Below are 18,601 nucleotides of genomic sequence, written 5' to 3'. Positions count from 1 at the left end.
GTTAAATCGCCAGTCGTGAAAACTTCTCTTGGTACTCTTTTGGGGTCAGCTCAGTGGCGCGTTTAAACAGCCGCGTAAATGATGAGATATCATCATAGCCGACTTGGCAGGCGAGCGATTTGATCGTCACATCGCCTGATTCTAATAAGCGCTTAGCCTGCTCAATACGCACTGCTTGAATATACTCAATCGGGCGCATCGTAACGGCGGCTTGAAAGCGTCTATTTAAGGTGCGCGGGGTGATATTGACCATCGCGGCCAAATGGCTCACCTGTAGAGGTTGCCTAAAATTCTCTTCGATAAACTCTTGTACTTGCTGAACCAGCTGGTCAGCATGCGGCTTATGCAAAGTCACGTTGGTATAACTGTTTTGATTGCCACGTTTGCTATCGATAATTTGAGTTTTCGCCACTTGGGTAGAAATCTCTCGCCCGCAATAGCGCTCGATTAATAACAATCCCAAATCATAAAAGGCGCTGCCTCCTGCTGCACAGAAGATACTGCTCACGTGGTCGGTTGCTGGACTGTCCGTCTGGCTGTGAGAGACGCCTCTTGCTTGCGTGACAAATTGGTTTTCTTGTAAATCCACCCGTGGAAAATCTGCCTTAAACTTACTGGCATAACCCCAATGAGTGGTCGCGACTTTGCCATCGAGCAAGCCTGCCTTTGCCAAAAAAAACGCCCCGCTACAATTACTGGCGATATCGGCTTTGGTACTCGCCAGTCGCTTGATATGTTTAAGTAACTCAGTGTTCTGACTCAGCACTTTATCGATAGAGTCGCCAATCGTTGGGATTAACAATAAGTCACAGTCCGTCACCTGCCGAATATCGCAATGCGCTTGCATGATTAGGCGATTGCTGCATCTGATATCGACGCCACCAAGGCTGGCAATCTGCACCTTAAACCTTGGTTCTACCGTCTCATCCAAAAAGCGCTGCCAGCTGACGCCAGTAAATGAAAATAAATCCAACGCCCCTGTCAAAGCGCTGCCAAGCACGCCATCGAAACCGACAATGATGACTTTAAAGGGTTTAAAGTACGGCATAGCTGCGTAATTTCCTTTAAAAATGCTTATTAAAAATGACGTTTTTTGACGAGGTTTTTCTAATTTAATACATGAGTTTTGTCTTATTTGACCATAATTATGTCATAAATGACAATACGGCAAAACGTTAAATTAGATTACTATCAAGTCATCACCACATTTAATGAGCCAGCGAGGACACTATGGCAGCAGATACGCTTATCAACGACTTTGAATTACCGTTTCAGTTATATGATGTACTGAAAGCAGAAACCTTAACCGAGCATCCTAAGTTCGCCGAACACAGCCGCGAAACCTTTGATGCGGTATTGGGTACCGCTAATAAAATTGCCACTGACTTGTTTTTGCCGCACAATCACGTGGCGGATAAAAACGAACCACAGTTTGATGGCAAAAAAGTCAGCATGATAGACGATGTCAAAGTTGCCTTTGATGCCTTTCGTGAGTCGGGCTTTATCGCCGGACGTTATCGCTTTGAAGATGGCGGCATGCAACTGCCTGAAACGGTCATGACCGCGGTGGCAGGCTATTTTATGGCAGCCAACCCATCGACGACGGCTTATCCATTTCTGACCACTGCCGCCATTAATGTTATCTCGCATTTCGCCAGTGATGAGATTAAACAAGCCTTTATGCCGCGCATGCTAACAGGTGAATTTACAGGAACGATGGCGCTAACGGAGCCGCATGCCGGCTCGTCACTGGCCGATATCAAAACCACCGCTGTCAAGCAAGACGACGGTAGCTATCGAATCAAAGGCAGTAAAATTTATATCTCAGCGGGCGATCATGAGTTGTCTGATAATATTGTGCATTTGGTCTTAGCCAAAGTGCCGGGCGGTCCTGGTGGCGTCAAAGGCATTTCTTTATTTGCCGTACCCAAGTACCGACTCAATGACGATTTGTCAGTCGGCGAACGTAACGATGTGCATTTAACTGGACTGATTCACAAGCTTGGCTATCGCGGCGCGACCTCGACGGCATTGAGCTTTGGCGATGCAGGCGAGTGTCACGGCTATCTGATTGGTGAGGAGCATTTTGGCCTTCGCTATATGTTTAAAATGATGAACGAAGCGCGTATTGCGGTTGGTTTTGGCGCAGCTATGATTGGCTATCGCGGTTATCAGTACTCGCTCGATTATGCCAAAGACAGAACGCAAGGCAGAATTGCACCGAATAATAAACCTGAAGATGCAGCGGCGGCAATTATTAATCATGGTGATGTCAAACGTATGCTGCTTGCGCAAAAAGCCTATAGCGAGGGCGGTATTTCACTCTGTCTTTACGGCTCAAACCTGATTGACCGTATCAATACCTGTGAAGACGCCACGCATCAAGCTGAGCTGTCAGAATTACTAGACCTACTCACGCCTGTACTCAAAGCATGGCCGTCAGAGTACGGGCCAAAAGCCAATGATTTAGGTATTCAAGTATTGGGCGGGGCAGGCTATACGCGTGAATATCAAGCCGAGCAGTTTTGGCGTGACAATCGTTTGAACCCCATTCATGAAGGCACAAATGGCGTGCAGGCGTTAGATTTGTCATTTCGTAAATTATGGCAAAAGGGTGGACTTGGTATTCAAATTCTACAACGTGAAATCACCCAAGATTTAGAGAGTATCAGCACGCCAGAAACTGCCAAACTTGCGGGCAAATTGACGCCTTATATGGGGCATTTGCATGAAGTGCTCGTGCATTTAAGCAAAATTCTGCAAACCCAAAAAGCCATCACCTTAACTGGTAACGCGCAAGCCTTGATGAATATTTTTGCGACTATTGTGGTGAGCTGGATTTGGATTCGCCAAGCCAGTAAGGCGGAACAGTTATTAAGTGATACCACAGACGCTGACAAGCAAAACTTCTATCATGGCAAAATACAAGCGGCCAAATACTTTATCGATTGGGAATTGCCACTTATCAACCGCGATATCGAGTTATTAAATAACGACAATGCCGTATGCACGGATATGCGAGCAGAATGGTTCTAACCAATGAGAGGTTAGTAGTATCATTTTGTAGAAACTTGCATCAGATAAAATATAACTCTTTTAAAGGAATATTATATGACGTTAAATACAAATGGAGTTGCCTCAGACGTAACTGGCAAACGTATTTTAATCACCGGCGGCGCGTCTGGTATCGGCGCCGCAAGTGCGCTACTGCTTGCCAGTCGCGGGGCCAAAGTCGTGATTGGTGATTTGGCAGAAGAGATGGGCTCTGCTGTTGCCAAGCAAGCACAGGATGCAGGCAATAGTATTGTGTTTCAAAAAGTCGATGTCACCAGCGGTGATGACGTGCGTGCGCTATTTGCCTTCGCCATGGAGACACTTGGTGGTCTTGATGTGGTGATAAATAATGCTGGTATCGACCATCAGCCTGCACCGATGCACGAGCTAAGCGATGAGGATTTTGATCGTAATATTGCGGTAAATTTAAAAGGTGTCTGGCATTGTATGCGCGCTGCTGTTGCGTGTATGGCAACCAATGGCGGCGGTCATGTGATTAATGTCGCGTCTATCGCAGGTTTGCGTTCGGCGCCGCTATTATCCGCCTATAGCGCGGCCAAACATGGCGTGATGGGACTGACCAAATCTGCCGCTCACGAGTATGCGCGCGTCAATATTCGCTTTAATGCAGTATGCCCAAGCTTTATCGATACGCCGATGGTACGCAATACCATGGCAAATATGGATGAGCGCGCGCAAAAAGCCACTATTAATGCCAGTCCGTTGCGCCGTTTGGGCGAGGTCGATGAAGTATCAGGTGCAATTGCGTGGCTGGCGAGTGATGAAAGCAGCTTTATGAATGGGCATGCGTTTACTCTTGATGGTGGCATGTTGGCTTAATAATCACATAACTGCTAAACCATTACGGCGTTAGCCTCGCTCGATGTACTATTTGTACTATCTACGCTCGGCTGCCTTGTAATGAGTTTGCAGTTTTTCGATTATAATTTATTAAGTATTTGCGATAAAAAATTGAAAAATGAATAGGGCGTGTCTTTATTTCAAAAATGGTGATAAAAATGAGATAAATTGCGGTCAAACAAGGAAAATAGCGCCGTTAATATCGGGATATTGACCAGCTATTCGACAATGTTTGGCAAAATTTGGCCATTTTTAGCCCATTTAGATAACTATCGAGTGAATTGAAGACACGCCCTAGCTAGTTCAAAATATAAGGAGTAATGATGAAAGATTTATTTGATTTAACCGGTAAGATTGCGTTGGTCACAGGCGCGAGCCGCGGTATTGGTGAGTCTATCGCCCGCCTATTGGCATCTAGAGGCGCACATGTCATTGTCTCTAGCCGTAAGATTGACGCGTGCCAAGCAGTCGCTGATAGCATTGTCGCCGACGGCCATAAAGCCAGCGCCTTTGCCTGTCACGTGGGCGAGATGGACCAGATTGAGGCAATTTTTGAGCACATCAAAAGTGAATTTGGCCGCATTGATATCTTAGTCAATAATGCCGCAGCAAACCCTTACTATGGTCATATCTTAGATACCGATCTGGGCGCGTTCAATAAGACCGTAGAAGTCAATATTCGTGGTTATTTCTTTATGTCGACGGCGGCAGGCAAGATGATGCGCGAGCAGGGCGGTGGGGTGATTTTAAATACCGCCTCGGTCAATGGCTTGGTCGCCGGTGATAAGCAAGGTATCTACTCAATCACCAAGGCGGCGGTGATTAGCATGACTAAAGCCTTTGCCAAAGAATGCGGCCCATTAAACATTCGCGTCAATGCGCTGCTGCCAGGTCTGACCGATACCAAGTTTGCCTCGGCACTAACTACCAATGATAAAGTCTTAAAAATGGCGCTACATGCCATTCCACTAGGACGCGTGGCCGATCCGGATGAAATGGCGGGCACGGTGTTGTACTTAGTGTCTGATGCGTCGAGCTATACGACGGGCGCGACGGTCGTTGTCGATGGCGGTATGCTTGCCTAAAGTGATAAGCTCTTAAGGTAGCAAAACCGTATGATGCTAATATCATGCGGTTTTTTTATATTTATACTCTATATTCAGCTTATGCGATCTAAACTTATAAATAAATTAACTGTGAAGCTGCGTTAATAAAAAATAGAGATGAGTTATTGTCCTGCAATATAACTATTGTTATAGTAAATATCGGTTTGATCTTAAAATGAGTCGCCTATAGCGTATGCACTAAGCCCTTTTATTGTCTACCGCTCATAACCAAGCACGAAATGGAATTCGTCACAGAGTTAGCAGATGCTATCTCTATACCCAAATACGATAAGGAAATCGTCAATGATACATGCTCATAACTCCACCGATAATAAGCAAAAACTCAATAATAAAACCAATAAAAATTCCACTACTACTAGGGCACTGAAGTCAACTTTTACTGCATTGGTGGCCAGTCTGGCGCTTGCATATAGCGCGCAAACATTTGCTCATGGCAGTAAGGTCAATATGGTTCCGATCGAGGAGGCGATGAGTACCGCGGGTGCAGACGTTGAATATGATAGTTATGCCGAGATGTATACCATCACCAAGAACTCTACCCGCGTACAAATCAAACCCAACAGCAAAACTGCCATGGTAAACGGCCAGTCTCTAGCCATTACCAATCCGCTCGTCATAAAAGATGGGCAAGCTTTAGTGCCTGATTCATTAGTAAATGAAATCTTGCAATCAGGTTTGGATCAAACCTTTAAAATAGAACAAAGCCCGCATCCACTCAATGTGTTGAGTAGTGAGGAGATCGAGCAAACATTGGCTATTATCAAAAAAGCCAAACCTACCGAGACCAATCTACGGTTTTCTGACATCCGCCTAAAACAGCCTGATAAGGATGCAGTATGGCGTAATGTCACTGAAAACAAGCCCTATAAAGGTGATCGCGTGGCAACCTTTAGCATTTTAAAAGGCAATACGGTCATTGAAGGCGAGGCAAACTTAAACAAAAATGCTCTAACCAGTTGGAATGCGATAGAAGATACCTTTGGTATGGTGCTGGTGGATGATTTTTATGCTATACAAGACATCATCCAAAACAGTCCTGAATATAAAGCGGCACTAAAAAAACACGGTATCGATGATGTGACCAAGGTTGTCGGAACCCCGCTGACCGTTGGATATTTCGGTGATCAGGACAACTTGGATCAGCAGCTGCGCGTCCTCAAAATCGTCTCTTATCTAGATGTGGGCGATGGCAACTACTGGGCGCACCCTATCGAAAACTTAGTAGCAGTGGTAGATTTGGATGAGAAAAAAATCATCAAAATAGAGGAAGGTAGCGTTATTCCAGTGCCGATGATCCCGCGTCCAATTGATGGTCGTGACCAAGATATTGTCACTAGTAAGCCGTTAAATATCATCGAACCAGAGGGCAAAAACTATACCATCACCGGCCGAAACGTTGAATGGCATAACTGGAAGTTTCATATTGGTTTAGACAGTCGAACAGGTCTACAGCTTAGTACGGTCACTTTTAATGATAAAGGCGTTGATCGCAAAATCATGTATCAAGGTAACTTAGGCGGTATGGTCGTGCCTTATGGTGATCCAGACATGGGCTGGTACTTTAAGTCTTATCTTGATGCTGGTGAATACGGCATGGGAACTCTGACCTCGCCACTAGAAAAGAACGTCGATGCACCAGAAAACGCGGTATTCCTTGATGCTGTGCTGCCAGATTATCAAGGCAACCCTTATACTATTCCTAATGCAATTGCAGTGTTTGAGCGCTATGCAGGTCCTGAATTTAAGCATCAAGAAATGGGTCAAAAAAACGTCAGTACCGAGCGCCGTGAGCTGGTCGTACGCTGGATAAGTACGATAGGTAACTATGATTATATCTTTGACTGGGTGTTTGAGCCAAATGGTACGATAGGTATCGACGCTGGAGCAACTGGTATCGAGGCTGCTAAAGGCGTACTTGCAAAAACCATGCACGATCCAACGGCTAAAGAAGACACTCGCTATGGTACATTGATTGATCACAATATCGTCGGCCCCACGCACCAGCATATCTATAACTTCCGCTTGGATATGGATGTCGATGGCGAGACCAATCATATCAAACGTATAGATCCCATCGTCGCTGACAATACACGCGGAGGGCCGCGTACCAGTGCTATGGAGACTCGCGAAACCACAGTAGTGACCGAGACAGCCGCCAAAGAAAACTTCGATCCTGCTTCTGTGCGCCTAATCAGTAATGCAAGCAAAGAGAACCGTATGGGAAATCCGGTATCGTATCAGATGATTCCGTTTGCAGGCGGGACTCATCCTATCGCAAAAGGCGCCAACTTCGCTGATGATGAATGGATATACAATCGTCTTAATTTTATGGATAAGCAGATTTGGGTGACCAACTATGATCCAGATGAGCAATATCCAGAAGGCAAATACCCCAATCGCTCTGACAAAGACACCGGCTTAGGGCAGTTTACAAAAGACAATGAAAACATTCACAACAAAGACTTGGTGGTGTGGCTAACGACAGGCACTACTCATATTGCACGCGCTGAAGAGTGGCCGATCATGCCGACAGAATGGGTAAATGTGCTACTAAAACCATGGAATTTCTTTGATGAAACGCCATCGCTGCATTTAAATCAAGATAAAGATGAAAGCGAGAGCAAATAAGCACTTTTAGAATATAAGATGATGAATGCGGCAACGATACTGTCGCACTTATATCAATGACTGCTGATCAAACTGACTCTATAGCACATTTAACTTTATGGCTTGGTTTTAGTGTTTTTATTTAATTTCACAGGTAATAATCCTAACAATAAGAGTAAAAAAAATGAAAGAATTTAATTTAATTATCAACGGTGAAAGTCTTGGCACCACTGATTATTTTGACGTTATCAATCCAGCGGACAAATCTGTCATTGCTCGCTGCCCAAAGGCCACCACTGCGCAGTTAAATGACGCGGTAGCAGCGGCCAAATCAGCGTTTCCTACTTGGTCGGCACTGACTTATGAGGAGCGCCGAGATCGTTTGATGCAGCTTGCTGATGCTATCGAAGATAACGCTGAGGAGCTGATGACGCTACTGACCAAAGAGCAGGGTAAGCCGACCAAAGGCTTTGCAGATCTAGGTGCAGGCTTTGAGTTTGGTGGCACACTAGCTTGGATACGCGCGACCGCCAGTATGACATTGGAGCCGCAGGTCATTCAGGATAATGACACCGCGCGTATAGAGCTGCATCGCAAGCCGCTTGGGGTGGTAGGTTCGATTACGCCGTGGAACTACCCATTGCTGATAGGTATTTGGCATATTATTCCTGCACTATTGACAGGTAATACAGTCGTCATGAAGCCCTCTGAGATGACCCCATTGACCGTATTACGATTCGGTGAAATCGCTAAAGACATTTTGCCCGCTGGTGTGTTAAATATAGTGACTGGCGAAGGGGAAATTGGGGCTGCGATGACGTCACATCAAGATATACAAAAAATTGTATTCACAGGCTCGACGCCTACGGGCAAAGCCATTATGAAAAGCGCGGCTGACAATCTTACCCGCTTGACACTAGAGCTTGGTGGTAACGATGCAGGTATTGTCTTAGCGGATGCCGATATTGCCGCTAGTGCACCAAAGATATTTGCGACCTCTTTTATTAACAATGGTCAAACTTGTGCTGCCCTAAAGCGTCTTTATGTGCATGAATCTGTGCATGATGAGCTATGTGAAGCATTAACGAACATGGCTAATAGCATGAAAACAGGCAATGGCTTTGATGAAGATACTGACTTTGGACCACTACAGAATCAAGAACAGCTTAATATCGTCAAAGCACTTGCCAAAGATGCCAAAGAGCGTGGCGCCAATTTTTTATGTGGCGGTGACGTCATAGATGAGAGTGGCTATTTTTATCCAATCACGCTCGTGAGCAATATCAATGACGGGGCAAGGCTGGTCGATGAGGAGCAGTTTGGACCCATTTTACCTATTATTAAATTTAGCGATGTAGAAGAGGCAATAGATAGCGCCAATCGCTTGCAAGTTGGGCTGGGCGGCTCAGTATGGTCGCAGGATATTGAAAAAGCACAAAAGATTGCTTCTCGCTTAGAGTGCGGTACGGTCTGGATCAACAACCATGCCATGATACAGCCCGATGCGCCATTTGGCGGCGTAAAAGACTCAGGGTTTGGGGTGGAGTTTGGAGAAGCTGGCCTAAAAGAATTCACCTTCATCCAAACTGTGCAGACTTTTAAATCTTAAATCCGCTTTACTGATAACAAGAGTTATTAAAGATTCTATGCTGTAGTCACGTTTGCAGCATAGAATCTTTATTTGTATTTGACTCACGTCACGCACTGGCATATATTCAATGGTTGCTGATAATATAAGGATGGCTTTAGCCGTATATAAAAGCCCTGATGGCATCATAAAAAATGGACTGCGTCATAAACAATGGAGTGTACAGAGTGAAAATATACAGTCATGAAAACTTAAGTCTGCATAGACCACTGCCTTACTTTTCGTATGGAAAAATGCATGAGCCGCTAGAGATACCAGAGCGTATGGACGAGATGCTAAAAGCGCCAGCAGCCCTAGGACTGGAGGTGACGAATGCCAAAGAGGTCGGGATGGGACCGATCTTAGCGGTGCATGACTTTGGTTATGTTGATTTTTTAAAACATGGCTATGATGAATGGATGGCGGTAGAAGAGGACTTAGGGGACCAAGTACAGACAGGGATTTTTGTGCCGTATGACAATCCTGGACTGGGCATCATGGCAAAAGCGGCCAAATATCAGGCCGATGATAGCGCGCCAATCAGTGAGCATTCGTGGATATCTATCTATTGGTCAGCGCAAACGGCGCTTAATGCCGCCGAGGCCCTGCTCAATGATGACAGCGGCTCAAGCAATGACACCGATGTACAACTTTGCTTTTCACGGCCGCCCGGTCATCATGCACGCAAGAGCGCAGCAGGTGGATTTTGTTATCTAAACAACGCTGCCATCATCGCAGAACATTTACGGCAAAAATACGCCAAAATAGCTATTATCGATACGGATATGCATCACGGTCAAGGTATTCAAGAGATATTCTACGATCGTAAAGATGTCCTATATACCTCGATACACGGCGATACTGTCAATTTTTATCCGGGCGTCACCGGTCATGAGTTTGAAAGAGGGGTGGGTGAGGGTGAGGGTTATAACGTCAACTTTCCGATGCCACATGGCACTGATGAAGACGGCTTTTTTGAGTATGTCGATAAATCCATCGACACCATAAAGACCTTTGATCCTGATGTCATCGTTCACGTCTTAGGGTTTGATGTTTATAAAGATGATCCAGAAGCAAGATGTGAGGTCAGTACACAAGGCTTTAAGACATTGGCGCAAAAAATGAAAGCGTTAAACAAACCTTTGATTGTGCTGGTAGAGGGTGGCTATTATATCCAAAAGCTCAATGAGAATTTGCAGGCATTTTTATCAGGGTTAGTAGGAGAAGATAGCTAATCATTTGTCTGACTGCTTGACTGCTTGACTGCTTGACTGGTTATTCGATAAATATGGCTTCAATAAAAGCTGATTTAAAATATAAAAGACACGGTATTAATTATCGTGTCTTACTTTGTATTGTCTTATATTTATCCATTGGTAGCCTAAAACTTGACAGAACTTTCGGCATATAAATGCTAAGTATTTTTTATAACGCTTATCCAACCTGTCAATTTACGCTATAATCATCAGCAATTTATTCAATCTAGTCGCATAAAGGGGCTGTAAGTTATGATTAATACGAAAATATATAAGTCCATTTATGTACTCGCTGAAAAGCTACTAGAAGCCGATAGCAAAAACGATCAAGAGACTTTTGATGCCCTGTATGGTCAGCTAAAAGATCTTTGCATTGAAAATGAAAAGAGTGATAAAGATCACCCAGAGCAATGGGAGACGCTCGCTGACTTCACCGAAGACTTAGAGGCTGCGCTCATCATTTATGAAAAAGCGCTCAAAAAAGCCACCGCTATTAATTCAAAAGATCACATGGCATCGATTGCGTTTTCTATGGCTGAGTTACAGATTGAGTTGGGTCAAACTGACGCGGCTCTCACCAGTCTAAAAAACGCCAAAACCAGTGCCAACAAGATAGAAGATAAAGAATTTAAGGCTGAGATAAACAAGCTACTTGCCACGCTATCGGCCAAGTAAAGTCATACAGAACGGCGTTTGAGACGCTTTAACTTTAAAGTTAAACGCTTATACTTAAGCGCGTCTGCTTGCCTTTTGTAAAAAAATTGTCCAAAATGCTGCAACGAAATCGTATTAGCGGGTTCGTTGCAAATCTACCTCATTGTCATGTTTGTTTTAGTATTCGCTGCATTGAGGTTTTTTTTAATAAGGAAGTTAATAGGAATATTGCTATGGGTTCAATCAACCACGAAGAACGCGTCCGTCATGAAGGTTTGCGTGAAAAGATCATGTCTGCTGAACAGGCAGCTTCATTTGTACAAAATGGCATGACGCTTGGTGTCGCAGGATTTACAGGTGCAGGCTACCCAAAATTCGTACCAACGGCTATTGCTAATCGTGCTAAAGATGCTCACGCTCGTGGCGAAAAATTCGGCATCGGCATGTTGACAGGTGCGTCAACCGCTCATGATTGTGACGGTGTATTGGCAGAAGCCAATTGTGTTAATTTCCGTGCGCCGTTCCAATCTGATCCTGCCATGCGTAACCACATCAATGCTGGTAACACTCACTACGTTGATATGCACTTATCACACTTTGAGCAGCAAGTTCGTTTTGGCTTCTATGGCGATATGGATATTGCATTGATTGAAGCGACTGGCATCACGCCAGAAGGTAAAATCATTCCTTCAATGGGCATCGGTACTAATAACCAGTGGCTCAAAACTGCCAAAAAAGTCATCATCGAAGTAAACTCGCGCCAAAGCATGATGCTAGAGGGCATGCATGACATCCCAGCAGACCTTGGTGAGCCGCCGTTCCGTCAGCCTATTCCTATTGTCAAGCCAGATGATCGCATCGGTACGCCTTACCTAGAGTGTGACCTTGATAAGATCATCGGCATCGTCATGACCGATGCGCCAGATCGTAATAGTAAGTTTGCTGATCCAGATGAAAACTCAAAGACCATTGCTTCACAAATCATTGAATTCTTAGACCATGAGGTCAAAAAAGGCCGCTTGCCAAAAAATCTATTACCACTACAGTCTGGTGTGGGTAACGTGGCAAACGCTGTATTGATGGGTCTACAAGACAGCCCGTTTGATGATCTGATGGGATACACCGAAGTACTACAAGACGGCATGCTTGATCTGGTACTTAGCGGCAAAATGAAGTCAGCGTCGGCCACGGCATTGTCGTTTAGTCCAGATGCCTTGCAGCGCTTCAATGATAATATTGAGTTTTTGAGTGACAAGCTTATCTTGCGCCCGCAAGAGTTTACCAACCATCCAGAGGTTATCCGTCGTCTTGGTATCATCGCTATGAATGCGATGATCGAAGCGGATATCTATGGTAACGTCAACTCAACCCATATCATGGGTACCAAGATGATGAATGGTATCGGTGGCTCAGGCGACTTTACTCGTAACTCGCATTTCTCGTTCTTTGTGAGTCCATCTACGGCCAAAGGCGGCGCTATCTCTACTATTGTACCGATGGTATCGCATCACGATCACTCTGAGCATGATGTGATGTTCTTGGTGACGGAGCAAGGGTTTGCAGATCTACGTGGTAAGTCGCCGCGTCAACGCGCGAAGGCTATCATTGATAACTGTGCACACCCAGATTATCGCCCAATGCTGCAAGACTATTATGACCGCGCTGCTAAGGCCAGTGGCTTACAAACACCGCATCTTTTGAATGAAGCCTTGTCATGGCATCAGCGCTTTGTCGAGACGGGTGATATGCGTATCAATAAAATGCGCATCGCTGTATAAGTGATTTGTCGTTTTAAATTTATATTAGTAAAACAGTATGAACGCCTCTTATCTGTCATCAGATAAGAGGCGTTTTTTTACATCTAAAACTAGCTTGCAGGCTCCTATTCTTCAAAGTCAGCCAGCATCTGAGTGATTCGCTCATCTTTGTCTTGCCATAGCTGCGCGACCCAGTCGAACATTCTGGCTTTGACGCCATCATCATCTTCGTAACCACCATTTTGCACAGCGGCGGACAACCCCTCTGGTATATCAATATAGCGCACATCGACGCCTAAGCGCTTGATATTGCCTTTCCATAGGTCACTATAAGTCGGTACGCCATCAGGATACACAATCGTCATATCCAAGATGCCGTCTATCTCGGCACCTAGTGCATTAATAGCGAGTGCCAAACCGCCCGCGCGTGGCTTAAGCAAATGCTTATAGGGCGATTGCTGCTTTTTATGCTTAATGGGCGTAAAGCGCGTTCCTTCTAAATAATTGAGCAAAGTAAAAGGCTTGTCTTTGAGTAGCGCGCAGGCACGTTTTGCTTCTTTGAGATCTTGACCTTTTAGCGCAGGGTTCTTTGCGATATCCGCTTTAGAATGCCGACGCATCATAGGGAAGTCTAAAAAGTAAAAAGTCTGGCCGACGATAGGAATGTAGATCAATTCAAACTTAGTAAAAAACCGCGTCAAAGGCAGGCGATCTTGGCTGATATACTGGACAATACTGGTATCAACCCATGATTGGTGATTGCTAATCAATAGATATTTGCCGTCTGTATATACGTCATCAGGTAGGTTGATGCGCCAGTCCTTTTGCGGTAGGACCATATCGATCACCGCGTTATTACTATTAATCCAATGATTGGCGATTTTGATTACCGCCTTGTCAGCGATGGCCGCGCCAGTAATCATTTTGGTCGCACCCATAAGCCACACGGGAATACTACCTGCAAAGCTATTGCCCGCAATAACGCCTGTCGCCGTTGCGAGCGATACTGCTTTGGCAAGTTTGGGCGTACGGTCGTGCATTTTTTGAAAAACGGATGCCAAGCACATATCAAATCCTTTCTATCTGTCTATTGTTGGTTATTATCAATGTTATGGCACAATTTTAGCAGATATACATACTTGTGCAGCGCTGGCGGTGTGACTGGCCGTTACAAATAATGAATATAGCGGTAGAAGATGAATTGGAGCGAATGATAGGTACATTTCAACTATTAATATAATCAAATGTTAAAATTATTGTATGCAATAAAGATTTATTGCAAATCAAACTTATTTTAGGAATGCAACTATGGAAATCATAGGAATTGTTTTATTTATTGTCGGTGTCATCATCTCTTTTATCTATGGGATTAAGCTGATTATTATTGCCTTTCAAGAGTCCATACTTTGGGGTCTGTTGTATCTATTTCTTCCATTTGCCAACTTATATTTTATTATTACGCGCTGGGAGAAATGCAAAGCGTCTGTTTTTAAAATACTAATATCAATTCCATTTTTACTGATAGGCGCAATGCTAAGCTCAATGCAATAAGGTATTAGAAGGAACGTCCTATTTATAAATGCTTAATCACACCCCATATAGGAGCAAACCATCTAAAAAACCAATAATTAAAAGAAATAAAAGACAACTATGATTTTTATCAGTAACAACATTCGCCTAAGCGATAGTGAAGTCGAGATTAGCGCCATCCGCGCGCAAGGGGCAGGCGGGCAAAACGTCAATAAAGTCTCCTCCGCTATTCATCTACGCTTCGATATCAACGCCTCAAGTCTGAGTGACACCCAAAAACAGCGTTTATTAGACAGTAAAGATAGCCGTATCACTAAAGATGGGGTATTCGTCCTCAAAGCTCAGCAGTTTCGCACTCAAGAGCGCAACAAGATTGACGCGTTTGAACGTCTCAAAGCCTTTATCTTACAATCTACCCAAGTCGCCAAAACTCGCAAACCTACCAAGCCGAGCAAAAGTGCTAAGCGCAAACGTATCGATCAAAAGACCCAGCGCGGCAAGATTAAGGCGTTGCGTGGTAAGGTTGATTATTAAGCGGGCTATTATAGTTAGTATTAAATAAAAAATTACCCCAGTAGTACGGTAGTTATTTTAAAATGGATTGGCTATATCAAACCGAATTTGGACACTATTCTATGCTAATTAATGCAGATTTTTCACGTCGTGCTGAGCTGATGGCTGAAGAGCATCAATGGATTAAGTCACCACAGAATGGCGTCGAGCGCGTCATGCTTGATCGCGTAGGCGCGGAGAAGGCGCGGGCGACAAGCCTTGTGCGTTATGCGCCAAGTTCGCACTTTCCGCATCATCAACATCCCGGTGGCGAGGAGATTTTGGTATTGTCAGGTACGTTTTCTGCTGATGATAAGCACTATCCAGCGGGCTGGTATCTACGCAACCCGCCAGCATCAGGCCATACGCCTTATAGCAATGAAGGTGCGGTCATCTTTGTTAAACTGCGACAGATGTCACCATCCGAAGAGCGTCATGTCGCTATAGATACGCACGATAGCGCAAACTGGCAACGAGTCGGCAACCGCGAGGTTTGTGCTTTATTCTCAGATGATAGCGAACAGGTGAGCTTACAGCGTTTGAGTGCAAGTGACACGTTGTTTACACAAGACCTCATGACTCAAGCGATTGCAGGTGGTGCAGAGCTGCTGGTTGTCAAAGGCACGCTGCTAGAAGGCAATCAAACCTATAAACAAGGTAGCTGGCTACGCTTGCCCGTAGGTGCGCAGCCACAGATAAAAGCAGGTACAGATGGCGCTACCGTTTATCTTAAGACCGGACATCTTGCTCATGTCATTGGCGCGGATATTGAAGAGCACGTAGGAGAAAAGCATAGATAGTAAGGTCAAATAAACGCTAATAAAGCGATTAACGTCCCGTCCATACCGCATGGCGCTTTTCGATAAAGGCGTCAATGCCTTCTGTCACATCGTCTGCCATCATATTACAGGTCATCACGTTGCCAGCATATTCATAAGCATCGGCTAAGTCCATGTCCAACTGTCTATAGAACATATCTTTGCCCGTCCTGACAGCGACAGAGGATTTGGCAGTAATAGCATCGATTAAAGATTGCAGCGTTGCCTCTAACTGATCTGCTGGGGCCGCGCGATTGATCAGCCCTTGTTGCAGGGCCGTATTTGCATCAATAAACTCGCCCGTAATCAACATCTCAAAAGCTTGCTTGCGAGATAGGTTACGGCTGACGGCAACGGCAGGGGTTGAACAAAACAGTCCGACATTTATCCCAGAAGTCGCAAACTTAGCATCCTCAGAAGCAACCGCCAAGTCGCACGCAGCCACCAATTGACAGCCTGCGGCGGTAGCGATGCCTTGCACTTTGGCAATCACGACTTGCGGCATCTGATTGATGGTCAGCATCATCTGACTACACTGCTTAAATAACGCGCTGTGAAATGCTTCGTCTGAGTTTGCACGCATCTCTTTTAGGTTGTGACCTGCACAAAATGCTTTGCCATTTGCCGCAATCACGACCACGCGGATACTACCATCTTGGGCGATGTCATCAAGCTCTGCTTGCATGGCGGATAGCATATCGACCGATAGCGCGTTGAATTGTTTGGGGCGGTTTAAAGTAAGAGTGACGACGCCGCTTGCATCTTTACTGTCTTCTCTGATGACTAATGGTTCGCTGGTGTCAGTAGTAGGGGCGTCTGTATTGGTAGTATTCATTTATCATCCTTGATAATTAGTGTGTAAACGTAAGGAAAGATCTAAAAAGGCATCTGAATAATACTCTAAATAGTAACATGACTTATAAGTTATACAATAGGCTGCTGATATTGAAGTTGCATATATAAAAATAGCGCACTCATAATATGAGTGCGCTATTTTTGTTTACCGACCTATTAATCAACAAGTATAGAATCTGGCATCAATTAGCCATTATAACTGCTATTAAGTAGATACTGGCGTATCTAAAGCCACTGCTGGTACATTACTTTTTTTACCATCAACCGCAGCGCTTAGATTCACTAAGAAGATAGCAAGAGCAGCGATCATACCTGGTATGGCGATAAACAAGAAGTTCATCTGGTGGCTAAGCTCAAGCGTGAGTAGCGCCCCAGTCAAGATAGGACCTACGATAGCACCGATACGTCCAATACCCGATGCCCAGCCCATAGCAGTGGTACGCACAGCAGTCGGATAATACTGCGCGACAAAGGTATAGAGCAGTATCTGTGAGCCAATGGTGGTAGCACCTGCAATCGCGATAAGAGTATATAGTACGATCTGAGGACTGTTGTAGCCAAGTAATATCAATGCAGCAGCACCAGCGACAAACATAATCGTCAATACAGGTTTTAGATGGAATCGATCAGCGAGTACACCGCCACCAATAGCACCGATCATCCCGCCAATATTAAGCGCAAATAAGAACAACATACTAGCGCCTAGCGAGTAACCTGCTTGAATCATAAGCTTTGGCAGCCAGCTGGCAAGAGCGTAGACCATTAATAAACACATAAAAAAGGCGACCCAAAACATCATAGTAGTAAAGCCGCGGTTCTTTAAAAATAACGCTTTGATAGGAGCGTCATCGCCTTTGGTTGGCTCATCTAATAATAAAGTGGTAGAGGCAGTGATGTGTTCTTTGGGAGCAAGCTTTTGGACGATGACTTTGGCTTCACTTTCACGTTTTTCTTTGACCAAATACATCAAAGACTCAGGCAGCATTTTCCAAATGATAGGTAATAGCAAGGTAGGAATGCCTGCGATATAAAACATAATCTCCCAGCCAAAATCTACCACCAAAAACGAACCTAATAGTGCTGACGCCATACCACCTATTGCGTAACCACTAAACATAATGGCAACTAGAGTGCTACGAATACGTTTTGGCGCATATTCGGAGGTTAGCGCTACACAGATGGGCATCACGCCGCCGATACCAAGACCAGCGATGAAGCGTAAAACCGCAAACTGCATCGGACCATTGGCAAAGGCACCAAAAAAGGTAAAGCTGCTGAATAAGGCGACGCAGATCATGATGGTCTTTTTGCGGCCGATTTTGTCAGATAATGTACCAAAAATCATGGCACCGAACATCATACCAAATAGGGCAGCACTGGCAAGAAAGCCTGCTTGTACTGAAGTCAGTGACCACTCTTCCATAAGTAGCGGTAGGGCGACGCCATAGATGATAAGATCATAACCATCAAAAATGATAATCAGTAGACACCAAAACAGCACTTTCCAATGAAAGGGCGCAAACTTGGCTTCATCAATAACTTTATTGATATTTAAGGTGGGTGATTCCATTCGTGTTTCTCCATGGGTAATATCCTTATAAGTATTTAACAAGTTATGGTTTTCTGATGAGTAAGTCAAAAACTATCTAAGTATAAAAATATACCTATAAAGTATGGGTTTTGTTTTTATAGGGTGTGTGAAAGCATTAGTGCGTCTTGCTGATTTAAATAAAATCAGTAAGGATTTGATAAAAAACAGCTAAACAACTTGTAAGGCTATGAATATTCGCAACATTTATTTTTTTGTAGAAAGTTATGTTTTTATTAGTAATAGATGGTATTTCTTAAAAGATAGACAAAAAAACAGCTCATATATCTTTTAAATATATGAGCTGTTTTGATT

The 18,601-nt window shown here is 44.4% G+C and carries 15 protein-coding genes; 11 read left to right on the top strand and 4 right to left on the bottom strand.

Going from position 1 to position 18,601, the window contains the following annotated elements; translation table 11 throughout:
• Position 1: 1 nt before the first annotated feature.
• Positions 2-1,048 carry a helix-turn-helix domain-containing protein gene (locus Q0895_RS01805; protein WP_299185063.1) on the bottom strand — a complete coding sequence of 349 codons (1,047 nt, stop codon included), beginning with the start codon at positions 1,046-1,048 and terminating at the stop codon, positions 2-4.
• Positions 1,049-1,230: 182 nt separating this feature from the next.
• On the opposite strand from Q0895_RS01805, the gene Q0895_RS01800 reads away from it, so the two are divergent.
• The 8 genes from Q0895_RS01800 to Q0895_RS01765 all read left to right on the top strand — a co-directional run bounded on the left by Q0895_RS01800 (position 1,231) and on the right by Q0895_RS01765 (position 12,964).
• Entirely contained in the window at positions 1,231-3,036 is a 1,806-nt protein-coding gene (locus tag Q0895_RS01800; protein WP_299185061.1) for an acyl-CoA dehydrogenase, read from the top strand.
• Between the two features lie 75 nt (positions 3,037-3,111).
• Positions 3,112-3,894: an SDR family NAD(P)-dependent oxidoreductase gene (locus Q0895_RS01795; RefSeq protein ID WP_299185059.1), complete on the top strand. Its 783-nt coding sequence runs from the start codon at positions 3,112-3,114 to the stop codon at positions 3,892-3,894.
• Between the two features lie 341 nt (positions 3,895-4,235).
• A complete protein-coding gene (locus tag Q0895_RS01790; protein WP_299185058.1) occupies positions 4,236-5,000 on the top strand; it encodes an SDR family oxidoreductase in 765 nt (254 codons plus the stop codon).
• A 324-nt stretch (positions 5,001-5,324) separates the two neighbouring features.
• Complete coding sequence (gene tynA / locus Q0895_RS01785; protein ID WP_299185057.1) at positions 5,325-7,670, top strand: primary-amine oxidase; 2,346 nt, start codon at positions 5,325-5,327, stop codon at positions 7,668-7,670.
• Between the two features lie 163 nt (positions 7,671-7,833).
• Positions 7,834-9,258 carry an aldehyde dehydrogenase family protein gene (locus Q0895_RS01780; RefSeq protein ID WP_299185056.1) on the top strand — a complete coding sequence of 475 codons (1,425 nt, stop codon included), beginning with the start codon at positions 7,834-7,836 and terminating at the stop codon, positions 9,256-9,258.
• Between the two features lie 206 nt (positions 9,259-9,464).
• Complete coding sequence (locus Q0895_RS01775) at positions 9,465-10,511, top strand: histone deacetylase family protein (RefSeq protein ID WP_299185054.1); 1,047 nt, start codon at positions 9,465-9,467, stop codon at positions 10,509-10,511.
• A gap of 273 nt (positions 10,512-10,784) precedes the next feature.
• On the top strand, positions 10,785-11,207 hold the full coding sequence (locus tag Q0895_RS01770; RefSeq protein ID WP_299185053.1) for a tetratricopeptide repeat protein: 423 nt from the start codon (positions 10,785-10,787) through the stop codon (positions 11,205-11,207).
• A 212-nt stretch (positions 11,208-11,419) separates the two neighbouring features.
• A complete protein-coding gene (locus Q0895_RS01765) occupies positions 11,420-12,964 on the top strand; it encodes an acetyl-CoA hydrolase/transferase family protein (RefSeq protein ID WP_299185052.1) in 1,545 nt (514 codons plus the stop codon).
• 104 nt (positions 12,965-13,068) lie between these two features.
• Here Q0895_RS01765 and Q0895_RS01760 read toward each other — a convergent pair whose 3' ends face one another.
• Entirely contained in the window at positions 13,069-14,010 is a 942-nt protein-coding gene (locus Q0895_RS01760) for an acyltransferase (RefSeq protein WP_299185051.1), read from the bottom strand.
• A gap of 241 nt (positions 14,011-14,251) precedes the next feature.
• Here Q0895_RS01760 and Q0895_RS01755 point away from each other — a divergent pair, with 241 nt between their 5' ends.
• The 3 genes from Q0895_RS01755 to Q0895_RS01745 all read left to right on the top strand — a co-directional run bounded on the left by Q0895_RS01755 (position 14,252) and on the right by Q0895_RS01745 (position 15,825).
• Positions 14,252-14,494, top strand: a complete 243-nt coding sequence (locus tag Q0895_RS01755; RefSeq protein ID WP_299185049.1) for a hypothetical protein — start codon at positions 14,252-14,254, stop codon at positions 14,492-14,494.
• A gap of 99 nt (positions 14,495-14,593) precedes the next feature.
• Positions 14,594-15,007, top strand: a complete 414-nt coding sequence (gene arfB / locus Q0895_RS01750; protein WP_299185048.1) for an alternative ribosome rescue aminoacyl-tRNA hydrolase ArfB — start codon at positions 14,594-14,596, stop codon at positions 15,005-15,007.
• Positions 15,008-15,108: 101 nt separating this feature from the next.
• Complete coding sequence (locus Q0895_RS01745; protein WP_299185046.1) at positions 15,109-15,825, top strand: cupin domain-containing protein; 717 nt, start codon at positions 15,109-15,111, stop codon at positions 15,823-15,825.
• A 28-nt stretch (positions 15,826-15,853) separates the two neighbouring features.
• Here the strand turns inward: Q0895_RS01745 and Q0895_RS01740 are convergent, their stop codons facing one another.
• Positions 15,854-16,678, bottom strand: coding sequence for an enoyl-CoA hydratase (locus tag Q0895_RS01740; RefSeq protein WP_299185044.1), 825 nt, complete (start codon positions 16,676-16,678; stop codon positions 15,854-15,856).
• Positions 16,679-16,903: 225 nt separating this feature from the next.
• Positions 16,904-18,268, bottom strand: a complete 1,365-nt coding sequence (locus tag Q0895_RS01735; protein ID WP_299185043.1) for an aromatic acid/H+ symport family MFS transporter — start codon at positions 18,266-18,268, stop codon at positions 16,904-16,906.
• Positions 18,269-18,601: the final 333 nt, after the last annotated feature.

It is taken from the genome of uncultured Psychrobacter sp., assembly GCF_947495825.1.
Classification (GTDB): domain Bacteria; phylum Pseudomonadota; class Gammaproteobacteria; order Pseudomonadales; family Moraxellaceae; genus Psychrobacter.
Note: the sequence above shows the minus strand (reverse complement) of the source record. Positions and strands in the feature narration are given on the sequence as shown.